General features: G+C 65.3%; 10 protein-coding genes. 7 read left to right on the forward strand and 3 right to left on the reverse strand.

Going from position 1 to position 14,729, the window contains the following annotated elements:
* Window positions 1–52: 52 nt before the first annotated feature.
* A complete protein-coding gene (locus NKT35_RS08565) occupies window positions 53–448 on the forward strand; it encodes an acyl-CoA thioesterase (RefSeq protein ID WP_254300588.1) in 396 nt (131 codons plus the stop codon).
* Between the two features lie 6 nt (window positions 449–454).
* On the opposite strand, the gene NKT35_RS08570 is transcribed toward NKT35_RS08565, so the two are convergent.
* Both NKT35_RS08570 and NKT35_RS08575 read right to left on the reverse strand, forming a co-directional pair.
* Complete coding sequence (locus NKT35_RS08570; RefSeq protein WP_254300589.1) at window positions 455–775, reverse strand: hypothetical protein; 321 nt, start codon at window positions 773–775, stop codon at window positions 455–457.
* Window positions 748–1,179 (reverse strand): ArsR/SmtB family transcription factor, encoded by a 432-nt coding sequence (locus tag NKT35_RS08575; protein WP_254300590.1) that lies wholly within the window; start codon window positions 1,177–1,179, stop codon window positions 748–750. Before NKT35_RS08575 ends, NKT35_RS08570 begins: the two co-directional genes overlap by 28 nt.
* Before the next feature lie 80 nt (window positions 1,180–1,259).
* Here NKT35_RS08575 and NKT35_RS08580 point away from each other — a divergent pair, with 80 nt between their 5' ends.
* The 3 genes from NKT35_RS08580 to NKT35_RS08590 are packed head-to-tail and all read left to right on the forward strand — an operon-like array spanning window position 1,260 to window position 3,321.
* Complete coding sequence (locus tag NKT35_RS08580) at window positions 1,260–1,886, forward strand: DUF6058 family natural product biosynthesis protein (RefSeq protein ID WP_254300591.1); 627 nt, start codon at window positions 1,260–1,262, stop codon at window positions 1,884–1,886.
* Window positions 1,883–2,977, forward strand: a complete 1,095-nt coding sequence (locus tag NKT35_RS08585; protein WP_254300592.1) for a cytochrome P450 family protein — start codon at window positions 1,883–1,885, stop codon at window positions 2,975–2,977. The genes NKT35_RS08580 and NKT35_RS08585 overlap by 4 nt, the downstream gene beginning before the upstream one ends.
* Window positions 2,974–3,321 carry an antibiotic biosynthesis monooxygenase family protein gene (locus NKT35_RS08590; RefSeq protein ID WP_254300593.1) on the forward strand — a complete coding sequence of 116 codons (348 nt, stop codon included), beginning with the start codon at window positions 2,974–2,976 and terminating at the stop codon, window positions 3,319–3,321. The genes NKT35_RS08585 and NKT35_RS08590 overlap by 4 nt, the downstream gene beginning before the upstream one ends.
* Here NKT35_RS08590 and NKT35_RS08595 read toward each other — a convergent pair.
* Complete coding sequence (locus NKT35_RS08595; RefSeq protein ID WP_254300594.1) at window positions 3,313–4,089, reverse strand: class I SAM-dependent methyltransferase; 777 nt, start codon at window positions 4,087–4,089, stop codon at window positions 3,313–3,315. The two genes, NKT35_RS08590 and NKT35_RS08595, sit on opposite strands and share 9 nt — an antisense overlap.
* A gap of 213 nt (window positions 4,090–4,302) precedes the next feature.
* On the opposite strand from NKT35_RS08595, the gene NKT35_RS08600 reads away from it, so the two are divergent.
* The 3 genes from NKT35_RS08600 to NKT35_RS08610 all read left to right on the forward strand — a co-directional run bounded on the left by NKT35_RS08600 (window position 4,303) and on the right by NKT35_RS08610 (window position 14,648).
* On the forward strand, window positions 4,303–12,312 hold the full coding sequence (locus tag NKT35_RS08600; protein ID WP_254300595.1) for an Ig-like domain-containing protein: 8,010 nt from the start codon (window positions 4,303–4,305) through the stop codon (window positions 12,310–12,312).
* 75 nt (window positions 12,313–12,387) lie between these two features.
* Complete coding sequence (locus NKT35_RS08605; RefSeq protein ID WP_505190911.1) at window positions 12,388–13,911, forward strand: TolC family protein; 1,524 nt, start codon at window positions 12,388–12,390, stop codon at window positions 13,909–13,911.
* Entirely contained in the window at window positions 13,908–14,648 is a 741-nt protein-coding gene (locus NKT35_RS08610; RefSeq protein ID WP_254300597.1) for an efflux RND transporter periplasmic adaptor subunit, read from the forward strand. Before NKT35_RS08605 ends, NKT35_RS08610 begins: the two co-directional genes overlap by 4 nt.
* Window positions 14,649–14,729: the final 81 nt, after the last annotated feature.

Here is a 14,729-nt window from a genome sequence, read left to right on the forward strand (position 1 = left end):
TCCCCTTTGTCCGTTTCTGCCGCCTGGCAGAGGCTCAAGGGGAAGGTTCGCCATGTCTGTTTTTTCCGTTGAATTCAAAGTGCGCGACTACGAATGCGATATGCAGGGCATCGTCAATAACGGCGTGTATTTCAACTATCTGGAACACGCCCGGCACGAGTTCCTGCTGGAGAAGGGCATAGATTTCGCCCAGCTGGCGCGCGACAAGATCAACCTGGTGGTGGTGCGCTCGGAAATGGATTACAAGGCCTCGCTGACCAGCGGCGATCAATTTGTGGTCACCGTGGCTTACGAGGCGGTGTCCAAGGTGCGCTTTGGTTTCCGCCAGCAAGTGATCCGCCAGGCCGACGGCAAGGTGGTGCTGGATGGCCTGGTGATCGGCACCGCCATCAACGAGCGCGGCCGCCCGGCCATTCCGGAAGGTTTCGCCGAGCGCTTGACTGCCTGAGCCGGTTTACTCCTCCGCCAGCGCGTCCGGCCGGATGCCCCACTGCTCGCGCAAAAAGGCGAGCCCGGCCGGCGTGATGCGCAGCGCGCGGCTGTCCTGCCGCCGCTCTACCCAATGGCGCGCCAGAAATTCCCGGCATAGCGACGCGCCATAGCCGCCCGCCAGGTGCGGCCGCCGCTCGCTCCAGTCCAGACAGGCGCGCGCCGGCGGCCGGCGGCTGGCAGACGGCGCCGCCACGCCCAGCGTGTCGGCGAACCAGACCCGTCCCGCCGCGGTGACTTCGAACTGCCTCTCCTCATTCAGCGCCAGCCAGCCGCTCGCTTGCATGCCGTCGGCGACGGCGATGCCCAGCTTGCCGGCCAGATGGTCATAGCAGGTGCGCGCCAGCCGCAGCGTCGGCGCCACCCGGCTGGCTGCCGGCTGGCTGCCGGCTTCTGCATATCCTGGCCATGCGCCGCCGCGCTCAAGGCCTCCAAAGCTTGGGCGATGGCGGCGTTGGCCAGCAGGTAATAACGATGCCGGCCGTGCTGCTCCACTTTCACCGCGCCGCCTTGCAGCAGCTTGGCCAGATGATTGCTGGCCGCCTGGGCGCTGAGGCCGGCGTGCTGCGCCAGTTCGCTGGCGGGATAGCTGCGGCCATCCATCATCAACAACAGCATGCGGGCGCGGCCGGGGTCGGCCAGCAGGCTGGCCAGGCGGCTGATATCGGGCAGGGTGGCGGTGGCGATCATGGTTCACTCCAGCGTGAAACATCGTGGGGAAGGGATGGCTACGATAAGGGCATTGAAAGCGTTAGCCAAGGAGTTTTGCCATGCAGGCCTGGTTGGATTATCTGCAAAGCCATTTTTTGAGCGAATCGCAGCTCTTGTTTCGCTGCCGCAGCGCGCCTGAGCGCTTGCGCGAGCTGCAACAGGCCGGGCGCATGCCTTGGCCTTCTTACCGACTGTCCGGCTCGGGCGTGGCGTCCTCGTATTTCGGCGAACGCCGGCTGAGCGGCGAGCTGGCCTGGTATCCGCGCGCCGCGGCGGAATGGCTGATCGAGGCGGAACAGGCTGACGCCGCCGCGCTGCGCGCGCGTTTCGACTCGCGATATCGCGCCGAGCGGCGCCGCTTGGCGGCGCAGGGCATCGCGGCGGAGGACGAAGCGACGTTGGATGGGGAATGGGCGCACTTCCAGGCTGGGGTGTACGGCGTCTGCACCCGGCAGGGGCGCATCGAGCAGATCGCGGCCAAGGGCGCGGCCATCGCCGTGATCGACAGGCTGACCGACTGCCAGCGGCTGGCGCGGGTGCGGGCGGAGGACATTCCTTTGTTGTGGCGGGCGGTGGACTTGCTGGACGCGGTCAGCGCCTGGTTTGCGCCGCATGAACGGGCGGCCAGCTCGCGCGCCCGCTGTGTGGATGGGGTGAAACGCAAATATCTGGGGGCCGCGGCATGAGCGCCTGGCCGGAAAACATCTTGCTGGCCTCGAGCCATTCAGATCCTTATCCCTTCTACCGCAGCCTGGCGGAGCAGGGCTGGCATTACGACGCGTCCTTGGGCATATGGCTGGCGGCGTCGCATCGGGCCGTCCGCGCGGTCTTGGACAGCCCGGCCTGCCGGGTGCGCCCTCTCGCGCAGCCAGTGCCGCCCGCCATAGCCGGCTCGATTCTGGGCCAGACCTTCGGCCGCTGGCTGCGGATGCGCGATGGCGCGGCGCATGCCGGTCTGCGCCGCGCCGTCATGGCCAGCCTGGCCGGTTTGCCGTTGCAGGAGGCGGAGGCGAGCGCGGCGGCTTTGGCTGGCCGTTTCTTGTCCGAGGGCGAGTTAAGCGGCCGCCGCATCGATGGCCTGATCGATTTTCTGCCCGTCGCCGCGCTGGCGGCGGCGCTGGGTTGGCCCGTGGCGGGTTTGTCCGCGGCGGCGGAGCGCATCGCCCTGGTTTGCCGCGCGCTGGCGGCGGATGCCGATGAGGCGGCGCGGGAGCAAGGCGCGGCGGCCTGCCAATCGCTGCTGGACGAACTGGCGGCTCTGCCCGGGGAGGGCTGGCTGCGGCGCTGGCGCGAGGCCTTTATGGATTTGGACGAAACCGCGCTGGCGGCCAATCTGCTGGGCGCGCTGTTTCAAAGCCGAGACGCGGGCGCGGGGCTGTTGTCGGCCGCCATCGCCTGGCGTGGCGAAGCGCCGTGGGATTGGCGCGACGAAGGCCAATGGAGCCAGCGTTTGCGGGCGGACCCCGTGTTGCATCACACCCGCCGCTTCGTGGCGGAGGATGTCGAGTTGGCTGGACAGCGGCTCAAGGCCGGCGACCAGGTGTTGGTGTTGTTGGCCGCCGCCGCGCAAGATCCGGCGGGGCCGGGAGAGGCAATGGATTTTGGCCGCGGCCGGCATGCCTGTCCGGGCGAAGGGCTGGCCTTGGCGATAGCCAGAGGCGCGTTGCGCGCTTTGGAGGAGGCCGGGGCGGACTGGTCCGCCTTGTTGAAGCAGATGGTTTTTCTGCCGATTCCCAATGCGCGGATACGGCGGTTTGGCGAAGGGAGCGCGCGATGATCGCGGTGATATTCGAAGTGTGTTTGGCCGAAGGCGGCCGTGATGGCTATCTGGACTGGGCGGCGCGCTTGGCGGAGCAGCTGCGGGCCATGGACGGTTTTATTTCCATCGAGCGCTTCCAGAGCATGACGCAAGCGGACAAGCTGCTGTCGCTATCGTTCTGGCGCGACGAGGCCTCGCTGATGGCCTGGCGCAATCTGGCGTCGCACCGGATGGCGCAGGCGGCCGGCCGCGGCGGTTTGTTCGCCGACTATCGCTTGCGGGTGGCGGCGGTGCTGCGCGACTATGGCCAGATCGATCGCGAACAGGCGCCGCCGGATAGCCGCGCGGCCCACTCAGCCTGAGGCCAGCGCCTTGATCACGTAAAGGTCGAAGCGGGTGGATTTGCCTTCCAGCACCGCTGATGGTTTCACGCCTTCAATCGGCGCGCCCAGGCGCGGGCGCTTCACCACCACCCGCACCTTGGCCGCGCCGATGGCGGCGGCGAGAAGCTCGGCGCTGTCCATATCGTCGCCTATCACGTGTTGGAAAGCCTGCATGTCTTTCTTGGCGGCGGCGGATTTTTTGTCGGTGTCCGGAAACATCGGATCGACGAACACCACGTCCGGTCGTTGCGTCTCTTCCAGGCCGGCCAGCCAGTCGCGCGAGTTGGCGTGCACCAGCGTCATCCTCTCCGCGATATGGCGGGTGCCTTCATCGCGCAGTGCGCGCTCCAGCGCATCGGCCAATAGCGCCGCCGCTACCGGCGAGCGTTCCACCATGGTGACCCGGCAGCCCAGTGTGGCCAGGACGAAACTGTCACGGCCCAGGCCGGCGGTGGCGTCCGCCACGTAGGGCAAGTCTTTCGCCCCTTTTAAACCTACGGCCTTGGCCACCGGCTGGCCGCGGCCGCCGCCTTGCTCGCGGCGATGCTTGGCCGCGCCTTCGACAAATTCCGCGAACACCGCGCCGTGTTTGCCGGTGGTCAGCAGTTCAAGCCTTTCGCCGTTCAATTCCAGCCAGTAGCCGTCTGTCGGGCGCTGGCGCACTAGCGGCAAATTGAAGCGTTCACAGAGGCGCAAGGCGGCGTCGAGGCGGGCAGGTTCTGAGCAGTAAAGCGGCGTGGCGGTCATCGGCAATCCTTGAAAACTGCTGCGCACGATACGGTATGCGCGTGAGCGCCGCAAGCCAAGCGAACATCGCCGCCAGGTGACTACGTAGAATTATCTAAAAAACATTTACCCATACAACATTTTTTTATGTTCGGAACTAGTCTATCTCTGTAGTTGGGACGGTTTTATTCCAACGCGATCGGTGGCAGCCGGCGCTCAGGCGGGAGAAGGGTCATGGCATGGTGGAAATCGACGGGCCGGAAGTCGGCCAAGCAGGCTGCGCGTCCGGTCAACCGTCTGCTGTTGCAGGCGCTGGAACCCAGAATGATGTTCGACGGCGCGGCGGCGGCCTCGGTGGCCGAGGCGGTGCAACACGCCTTCGTTTCTCATCATGATGTCACAGCCGCGCTGCAGCGGCATGGCGAGATGAATGCCGCATCGCCTCAGGCCGCCCCTTCCCCTGCCGAGGCCATGGCCGGCGCCGCCAGTTTGCGAGACAGCAATCCCCATGCGAGCGCTGCCAACGCGCCGCAGGTGGTGTTCGTCGAGTCCGACGTCGTCAACTACCAGAGCCTGATCTCGCAGCTGCCGGCCAATTACCAGGTGGTGATTCTGGACAGCAGCAAGGACGGTCTGGCGCAGATCGCGCAGTGGGCGCAAACCCACAGCGGCTACGGCGCCATCCATATCATTTCGCACGGCCAGGAAAATGATCTGCAACTGGGAACAACGGAACTGACCACCGCCAATGTGGCGAATTACCAGGCCGAGCTAGCCACCATAGGCCAGGCGCTGCGTCCGGGGGGCGATATCCTGTTGTATGGCTGCGATGTGGCCGAAGGCAGCGACGGCGCGGCGCTGGTCAATGCGATCGCGCAGGAAAGCGGCCGCGTGACAGCCGGCTCTACCGACCTTACCGGCGCCGCCAGCCTGGGCGGCGACTGGACGCTGGAATACGCCACCGGCAAGCTGCACGTGGCGACGCTGGACCTGTCGGGCTATGACGGTCTGCTGACGCAGCCGACTTCCGGCACCACCAGTTTCGATTCGCTGGACGGTTCCACCACCGTGGTGCCCACCGGCAACGCCACGCTGACGGTAAGCAATTACCTTGGCTGGAATTTCACCATGAACATGAACTCGAACAGCGACGGTCAGAACGAGATGATCATCGTCGAGAAGGATGGTTCGAGCTCCACGGAAACCGTCGACGCGCTGAGCAACGGCGTCAAGCAGATCAATTATTTCTCGGTCAAGCCCAACGACGGCAGCCTGTTCACGCTGAACTCCATCACCGTGGTGATCAACGGCTACGATTCCACCTTCAACGGCGGCACCATGCAGCTGGTGGGCTATCTGAACGGTTCCGCCGTCGCCGGCGCCACCTTGAGCCAGAGCGTCAGCGACATCGACAACGACGGCTCGCCGGTCACCTTCAATGTGTCCAGCAACAGCAATTTCGTCGGCATCGACTCCTTCCGCGTGATCGCGGCCAACGGCCACAACATCACCGGCTTGCTCGGCATCGGCGCCATCAACGCCACCACCTTCCATTTCCCGGGGCCGACGCTGACCGCCAGCGGCGGCAGCAGCGCCTACAGCTCCGGCAACGGCAACGCGGTGACGGTGGACAGCGGCATCACCCTCAGCGATACCGCGGCCTCGACCCAAACCAGCGCCACGGTATCGATTACCGGCAACTTCCACAGCGGCGAGGACGTGCTGGCATTTACCAATAACGGCAGCACCATGGGTAATATCAGCGGCAGCTACAACAGCGGCACCGGGGTGCTGACGCTGACCTCCAGCGGTTCCACCGCCACCAATGCGCAGTGGCAGGCGGCGCTGGAGGCGGTGACTTACCGGGACAGCTCGCTGTCGCCGAATACCAGCACCCGCACCCTCAGCTTCGCCATCACCGACGCCAGCAGCAACACCAGCTCCACGGTGACCAAGACCGTCACCGTGGCGGCGGACAGCGCGCCGGTGATCAGCAACCTGAACGGCGACAGCAACACCTATTACGCCGGCAGCGGCGCGGTGAGCCTGGACACTGGCACCGCGGCCACGGTCAGCGACAGCGATACTTCGAACTTCAACGGCGGCAACCTGACGGTGCACATCTCCGCCAACGGCCATAGCGGCGAGGACGTGCTGGGCATCAGCACCGCCGGCACGGTCACACTCAGCAACGGCACCAATTCCGGCAGCACGGTGTCGGTAGGCGGCGTAGCGGTCGGCACCATAGACAGCAGCGGCGTGGGCAGCGGCGGGCAGGATCTGATCGTCGACTTCAACAGCAACGCCACCGCCTCCAGGGTGGGCACGCTGGTCAACGCGCTGACCTTCAACGACACCGCCGGCACGCCCAATACCTCCACCCGCACCGTGCAGGTGACGGTCAACGACGGCCGCGGCGGCACCAGCTCGGCGTCTAGCGTGACGCTGGCGATCAGCGACGCGCCTCTGCTGACCACCAGCGGCGGCAGTTCGGCCTTCACCGCCGGCGACAACGCCACCTCCACGCCGGTGGCGGTGGACGGCAGCGTCAGCGTCACCGACAACGCCAGCAGCACGCTGGCCAGCGGCACGGTGTCGATCACCGGCAACTTCCACAGCGGCGAAGACGCGCTGGCGTTCAGCAACACCAACTCCACCACTTACGGCAACATCGTCGGCAGCTACAACAGCGGCACCGGGGTGCTGACGCTGACCTCCAGCGGCGCCACCGCCACCATCGCGCAATGGCAGGCCGCGCTGCGGGCGGTGACCTACACCGACAGCGCGCTGACGCCGAACAGCGCCACCCGCACCATCAGCTTCCAGGTGCAGGACGGCAGCAGCAATACCAGCACGGCGGTGACCAAGACGGTGACGGTGGCCGATACCGACCAGACGCCTATCGCCACCGCCAGCGGCGGCAGCACCGCCTTCACCGCCGGCAACAACACCTCTTCCACGCCGGTGGCGGTGGACAGCGCCATCACGGTGTCCGACCTCGACAACACCACGCTGGCGAGCGGCACGGTATCGATCACCGGCAACTTCCACAGCGGCGAGGACTCGCTGAGCTTCACCAACACCAGCGCCTCCACCTACGGCAATATCACCGCCAGCTACAACAGCGGCACCGGCGTGCTGACGCTGAGCTCCAGCGGCGCCACCGCCACCATCGCGCAATGGCAGGCCGCTTTGCGCGCGGTCAAGTACACCGACAGCGCGGTGACGCCTAACAGCGCCACCCGCACCATCAGCTTCGTGGTCAACGACGGCACCAAAAACAGCGCGGCGACGACCAAGACGGTGACGGTGGCGGACACCGATCAGACGCCTATCGTCACCGCCAGCGGCGGCAGCGCCTCGTTCACCGCCGGCAACAACGTCACGTCCACGCCGGTCACCATAGACGGCGGCGTCACGGTGTCCGATCTGGACAACACCACGCTGGCGAGCGGCACGGTGTCCATCACCGGCAACTTCCATAGCGGCGAAGACGTGCTGGCTTTCAGCAACACCAACTCCAGCACCTACGGCAATATCAGCGCCAGCTACAACAGCGGCACCGGCGTGTTGACGCTGACCTCCAGCGGCGCGACGGCGACGGTGGCGCAATGGCAGGCCGCTTTCCGCGCGGTGACTTACACCGATACGGCGATCACGCCTAACAACGCCACCCGCACCATCAGCTTCGTGGTCAACGATGGCCAGCAAAACAGCACTGCGGCGACGCGCACCGTGACGGTGGCGGATACGGATCAAACGCCGATCGCCACGGTGTCCGGCCCCAGCGGCAGCTACACCCTCAGCGGCACGCCGACCCCGGTGGCGGTGGACAGCGGCATCACCGTGTCCGACCGCGACAACACCACGCTGGCCAGCGGCACGGTGTCGATCACCGGCAACTTCCATAGCGGCGAGGACGTGCTGGCCTTCACCAACACCAGCTCCGCCACCTTCGGCAACATCGTCGCCAGCTACAACAGCGGCACCGGCGTGCTGACGCTGACCTCCAGCGGCGCGACGGCGACCGTGGCGCAATGGCAGGCTGCCTTGCAAGCGGTAACGTACAACGACACCTCAGGCTCGCCCAACACCGCCACCCGCGTGATCAGCTTTGTGGTCAGCGATGGCGAGCAGAACAGCTCGGCGGTCACCCGCAACATCGCCATCCAGCTGCCGACGCCGACAGTCAGCGGCTTGACCGCGGGCACCGACACCGGCAGCAGCAGCTCGGACGGCATCACCAGCGACAATACGCCGACCGCGCAGGGCACGGCCGAAGCCAACAGCACGGTGACCATTTACGTGGACGGCGTGTCGGTGGGCACCACCACCGCCAGCGGCACCGGCGCTTGGAGCTATGCCTTCAGTGACCCGATCGCCAGCGGCAGCCATGCGATAACCGCCATGGCAACCAGCGGTTCGGTGAATAGCAGCGTATCGTCGTCGTATACCGTGGTGATCGATACCGCCGCGCCAAGCGCGCCGGTGGTGACGGGTCTGACCACGGCTACCGACACCGGCAGCAGCAGCGTAGACGGCATCACCAGCGACAATACGCCGACGGCCAAGGGCACGGCCGAGGCGAACAGCACGGTGACGGTGTATATCGACGGCACAGCGGTGGGCACGACGACGGCGGATGGCTCCGGCGCATGGGTCTACAACATCTCCAGCAGCCTGGCGGACGGCAGCCACAGCATCCGGGCGACGGCGACCGATACCGCCGGCAATGTCAGCGGCCAATCGACGGCGTACAGCATCACCATCGACACGGCGACGCCATCGACGCCGGCAATCTCTGGCTTGACGACGGCGACCGACACCGGCAGCAGCAACAGCGACGGAATCACCAGCGACAACACGCCGACCTTGCAAGGCACCGCTTTGGCGAACAGCACGGTGACGGTTTATGTCGATGGCTTCGAGGTCGGCACTACCACGGCCAATGGCAGCGGGGCCTGGAGCTATGCTTTGACGGATAGTTTGCCGGACGGCAACCATGGCGCGCGGGTGACCGCCACCGATACCGCCGGCAATGTGAGCTCTTTGTCCGCGGCCTATAGCATCGCCATCGATACCGCCGCGCCGAGCGCGCCGACCGTCAGCAGCCTGACCACGGCGACAGACACCGGCAGCAGCCACAGCGACGGCATTACCAGCAATAATGAGCCGACGGTGCAAGGCACGGCCGAGGCCAACAGCACGGTGACGGTGTATATCGACGGCACAGCGGCAGGCACGACGACGGCGAATGGCAGCGGAGTGTGGACATTCAGTCCCGAGTCCGTCCTGGCGGACGGCAATCACAGCATCAAGGCGACAGCGACGGATGCGGCCGGCAATGTCAGCGGCCAATCGACGGCATACAACATCACCATCGACACCAGCGCGCCGAACGCGCCGACAGTCAGCAGCCTGACGATGGCGACAGACACCGGCAGCAGCCACAGCGACGGCGTCACCAGCAATAATGAGCCGACGGTGCAAGGCACGGCCGAGGCCAACAGCACGGTGACGGTGTATATCGACGGCACGGCGGCGGGCACGGCGACGGCGAACGGCAGCGGCGCATGGAGCTACAACCTGACTAGCAGCCTGGCGGACGGCAACCACAGCATCCGGGCGACGGCGACCGATACCGCCGGCAATGTCAGCGGCCAATCGACGGCATACAACATCACCATCGACACCAGCGCGCCGAACGCGCCGACAGTCAGTAGTCTGACCACGGCGACGGACACCGGCAGCAGCCACAGCGACGGCGTCACCAGCAATAATGAGCCGACGGTGCAAGGCTCGGCCGAGGCCAACAGCACGGTGACGGTGTATATCGACGGCACGGCGGCGGGCACGGCGACGGCGAACGGCAGCGGCGCATGGAGCTACAACCTGACTAGCAGCCTGGCGGACGGCAACCACAGCATCCGGGCGACGGCGACCGATACCGCCGGCAATGTCAGCGGCCAATCGACGGCGTACAACATCACCGTCGACACCAGCGCGCCATCCGCGCCGACAGGCCTGGCCTTGACCACGGCGACGGACACCGGCAGCAGCCACAGCGACGGCGTCACCAGCAATAATGAGCCGACGGTGCAAGGCACGGCCGAGGCGAACAGCACGGTGACGGTCTACGTCGACGGCTCGGCGGTAGGCACGGCGACGGCGAACAGCAGCGGCGCATGGAGCTACAACCTGACTAGCAGCTTGGCGGACGGCAACCACAGCATCCGGGCGACGGCTACGGACGCGGCGGGCAATGTCAGCGGCCAATCGACGGCGTACAACATCACCGTCGACACCAGCGCGCCATCCGCGCCGACAGGCTTGGCCTTGACCACGGCGACGGACACCGGCAGCAGCCACAGCGACGGCGTCACCAGCAATAATGAGCCGACGGTGCAAGGCACGGCCGAGGCGAACAGCACGGTGACGGTCTACGTCGACGGCTCGGCGGTAGGCACGGCGACGGCGAACAGCAGCGGCGTATGGAGCTACAACCTGACTAGCAGCTTGGCGGACGGCAACCACAGCATCCGGGCGACGGCTACGGACGCGGCCGGTAATGTCAGCGGCCAATCGACGGCGTACAACATCACCGTCGACACCAGCGCCCCATCCGCGCCGACAGGCCTGGCCTTGAGCGCGGCGACGGACACCGGCAGCAGCCATACCGACGGCGTGACGAGCGACAACGAACCGAGGGTGCAAGGCACGGCCGAGGCGAACAGCACGGTGACGGTCTACGTCGACGGCTCGGCGGTAGGCACGGCGACGGCGAATGGTAGCGGCGCATGGAGCTACAATCTGACTAGCAGCCTGGCGGACGGCAACCACAGCATCCGGGCGACGGCTACGGACGCGGCGGGCAATGTCAGCGGCCAATCGACGGCGTACAACATCACCATCGACACCAGCGCGCCATCCGCGCCTACAGGCCTGGCCTTGAGCGCGGCGACAGACACCGGCAGCAGCCATACCGATGGTGTGACCAATGCCAACCAGCCCACCATTACCGGCAATGCCGAGGCCAACAGCACGGTGACGGTGTATGTCGACGGCACGTCGGTGGGCACGGCGACGGCGAACAGCAGCGGCGCATGGAGTTATAACCTGACTAGCAGCCTGGCGGATGGCAACCACAGCATCCGGGCAACGGCGACAGACGCGGCGGGCAATGTCAGCGGCCAATCGACGGCTTACAACATTACCGTCGATACTGCGCCGCCCAAAGTGCAAAGCTTTACCGCGAATGATACTTTGGATACCACGGCGTCCACCGTGTCGTATCAGGTTGTGTTCTCCAAACCGCTCGCTTCTTTCGATGCCTCTGACCTGACCGTGGTGGAGGGGAGCGGCGTGACCGGCAGCATTGCATCGGTTACCAAGGTGAATGCGACGACCTATACGATCACCTTGTCAGGAGTGGGCGGCGGCGGATCGCTGTCGGTGGCGATCACGGGCGGCGTGGTGGCGGATCAGGCAGGCAATCTGCTGGCAGGGCCGGTCAACTCGCCGGCTTACCAGATATCCACGCCAGTGACGACGACCAGCACGGTCACACCGATCACAGTCGGCACCACGACTACATTCACCAACACCATCCAGTTGCCGCCCATCACCCCCAATATCGTGCTGGCGGCGGTCAGCGGCACCCCCGTTGTGACGACAGGAGGCGTTACAACGGTCACGGAAAACCCGGTGACCAACACAGGAGCCATCTCGACGCCCACCTTCGGCACCAGTGACAACGTCAATGGCGCGGCGCCGACGTTCATCAGCAATGTCGCGGCCAATCCGACCATCGCTTTGCAGGTGAATCCGGATCTGGGTGTGCGTCCTTTGGTGTCCGGACAGTCGTTCAGCATCGCCTTGCCGCCAGCCACCATCATCACCCGCGAATCGACCGCCAGCTTGAGCATCGTGGCGCGGCAGAGCGATGGCCAGCCGCTGCCGTCCTGGCTGAAGTTTGACCCGGTGACCGGCAAGTTCACCGGCCAGGCGCCGGCGGGCTGGAATAAGCCTATCTCGATCAATATTCAGGTGCAGGACAAGAGCGGACACCATGGCAACAGCCACATCCAGCTGAATTTTGGACAGCGCACGAACACGGTGCCCGCTGGCAGGACGGCTCAGGCGGCCGCGGGCAAGTTGGCGCTGAACCGGCAATTCGACGAGCATGGCCAGAAAGCCTTCTTGCAACGTTTGCAGGCTTTGCTAGGGGAGGATGCGCAAGCCTAGGCATTGAGTCAATCGCAATACCCGCGGCACCGACGAGCAACTCGAATTGTTATCAAGCTTATGGGGGGTAACAGCATGGGAGAGGCGGTTCTGAAAGCAAGCCCGGCATTGGGCGGAAAAAAGTTGGCCGTATTGGCGGTGGCGGTGGCGTTGAGCGGTTGCGCCGTCACGCCTGAGCCGCTCAGCCTGGCTGAGCATAAGGCCACGCTGGAGGCGGATCGGCAGGCCATGTTCGGCAGCCAGGAGAAGATTACGGCGCCGGTCACGCTGCAGGAAGCGATGGCGCGGGCCTTGAAATACAACCTGGACTACCGGGTCAAGATCATGGAGGAGGCGATGGCGCAGCGGCAGCTGGACCTGTCCAGTCTGGACATGCTGCCCAAGCTGGCCCTGGCGGCGGGCTATACCGCGCGCAACCGCGACAACGCCTCGTCGTCGCAGAATGTCGCGACGGGCGAGCAATCGCTGGTGCCGTCCATCTCCAGCGAGAAGCATGATAGCACCGCGGATTTGAACCTCAGCTGGAATGTGCTCGATTTCGGCGTCAGCTACTACTCGGCGCATCAGCAGGCCGACCGCGTGCTGATCCTGGAGCAGCGCAAGCGGAAGGTGTCGCAACAAATGATGCAGCAGGTGCGCGAGGCGTGGTGGCAAGCGGCCGGCGCGCAACAGCTGCAGGGCCGCATCGACGAGCTGCTGAAACAGGCTGAAGAGGCCTTGAACGATGCCAAGCAAGTCGAGCAACAAAAGCTGCGTGCGCCGCTGGACGCGCTGAACTATCGGCGGCAATTGCTCGATGTGATCCGCCAGATGACGGCCGTGCGCAGCGCCTTGTCCCAGGCCAAGCCCAGGCTGGCAGCCATCATGAATATCTCGCCGGGGCAAGATTTCCAGATCGCGGTGCCGTCCGATATGCCCATGCCGGCCTTGGGCGTGGATCTGGACAAGATGGAAGAGCTGGCCTTGCTCAACCGGCCCGAGGTGGTCGAATCGCATTACAGCCAGCGCATCAGCGCCCTGGAGACGCGCAAGGCCATCGCCAAACTGCTGCCGGGGCTGGAGTTCAGCGTGGGGCAGCATTACGACAGCAATAAATTCCTGATCAACAACTCCTGGAGCGATGCCGGCCTGCGGCTCAGCTGGAATTTGCTCAATCTGTTCAGCGCCGGGCCCATCATGCGGGCCGCCGACGCGCAGAAGCAGGTCGACCAGGCGCAAAGAATGGCGCTCAATATGGCGGTGCTGACCCAGGTGCATGTCGCCTATCTGGACTTCCAGGGCAAGTCCCGCCAGTTCTGGATCGAGCGGGAGCTGAACAAGGTCGATCAAAGCATCTACGAGCAAACCCGCAATGCGGTGGATAGCGGCGCCTCGGCGCGTCTGCAGGGCATTTTGGCGGACGCCAACGCGGTTTTCTCGTCGCTGCGGCTGTATCAATCTTATGGCGACATGCAGAACGCCTATGGGCAGATGGCCGCCAGCCTGGGTCTGGATCCCATGCCCAAAACGACAGCGGGCTATGATCTGAAATCACTGAGCCAGGCCTTCAAGGGCGCGGAAACCCGCTGGCAAGGCACGGTTGCGGGAGGCAAGCAATGAAGACCGTCTGCTTTGTGTTGTTGATGGGAGCAGCGGGCGGCGTTGCGGCCGCCACGCCGCCGCCAGCCGCCATCAACGCCGCGGATGGCCGAGTCCGGGTGCAGCTGATGTCGCGCCATGCGGTGACGCTGTCCGGAGAGATCGCCGCCAAGATCGCCGCCTTGTCGGTGGTCGAGGGCGGCAGCTTCCGCCGCGGTCAGGCCCTGGTGGAGTTCGACTGCGGCAGCTACCGCGCGCAGCTGCGCAAAGCGCAAGCTTCGCTGGAGGCCGCCAGCGAACTGATGAAGGTGAACAATCAGCTGGCCAAATACAACTCGGTGGGCAAGCTGGAGCTGACCCAGGCCCAAGGCAAAGCCAAGGAGGCCGCGGCCGACGCGAGTTACGCGCAGACCCTGGTTTCCAAATGCAGCATCGTCGCGCCCTTTGACGGCCGGGTGGCCAAGCGCAGCGCGGCGGTGCATCAGTACGTTAATCCCGGCAGCCCGATTCTGGACATCGTCGACAGCGATTCGCTGGAGCTGAGAATGCTGGTGCCGTCCAAATGGCTGGCCACGCTGAAATCCGGCAGCGCGTTCAAGGTGACGGTGGACGAGCTGGGCGCGACCTTTCCCGCTCATGTCGAGCGGCTGGGCGCGCAGATCGATCCGGTGACCCAAACCATACTCGCCATCGGCGTGATCGACGGCAAAGCCGCCAACCTCTTGCCCGGCATGAGCGGCTGGGCCAGTTTCAAATAGCCTATGGGACATGCTGACCGAAGTCGGGAACTGGCCACATTATTGCAGTTGTTGCGTCGGGGACGGGAAGCCGAAAGCGCG

Origin of the sequence: Chromobacterium sp. IIBBL 290-4, assembly GCF_024207115.1 — a bacterium.
In the GTDB taxonomy this organism is placed as follows: Bacteria; Pseudomonadota; Gammaproteobacteria; order Burkholderiales; family Chromobacteriaceae; genus Chromobacterium.

Coding starts and splice junctions, on each gene's coding strand:
- NKT35_RS08565 (WP_254300588.1), top strand. CDS start 53: ATGTCTGTTTTTTCCGTTGAATTCAAAGTGCGCGACTACGAATGCGAT.
- NKT35_RS08570 (WP_254300589.1), bottom strand. CDS start 775: ATGCAAGCGAGCGGCTGGCTGGCGCTGAATGAGGAGAGGCAGTTCGAA.
- NKT35_RS08575 (WP_254300590.1), bottom strand. CDS start 1,179: ATGATCGCCACCGCCACCCTGCCCGATATCAGCCGCCTGGCCAGCCTG.
- NKT35_RS08580 (WP_254300591.1), top strand. CDS start 1,260: ATGCAGGCCTGGTTGGATTATCTGCAAAGCCATTTTTTGAGCGAATCG.
- NKT35_RS08585 (WP_254300592.1), top strand. CDS start 1,883: ATGAGCGCCTGGCCGGAAAACATCTTGCTGGCCTCGAGCCATTCAGAT.
- NKT35_RS08590 (WP_254300593.1), top strand. CDS start 2,974: ATGATCGCGGTGATATTCGAAGTGTGTTTGGCCGAAGGCGGCCGTGAT.
- NKT35_RS08595 (WP_254300594.1), bottom strand. CDS start 4,089: ATGACCGCCACGCCGCTTTACTGCTCAGAACCTGCCCGCCTCGACGCC.
- NKT35_RS08600 (WP_254300595.1), top strand. CDS start 4,303: ATGGCATGGTGGAAATCGACGGGCCGGAAGTCGGCCAAGCAGGCTGCG.
- NKT35_RS08605 (WP_505190911.1), top strand. CDS start 12,388: ATGGGAGAGGCGGTTCTGAAAGCAAGCCCGGCATTGGGCGGAAAAAAG.
- NKT35_RS08610 (WP_254300597.1), top strand. CDS start 13,908: ATGAAGACCGTCTGCTTTGTGTTGTTGATGGGAGCAGCGGGCGGCGTT.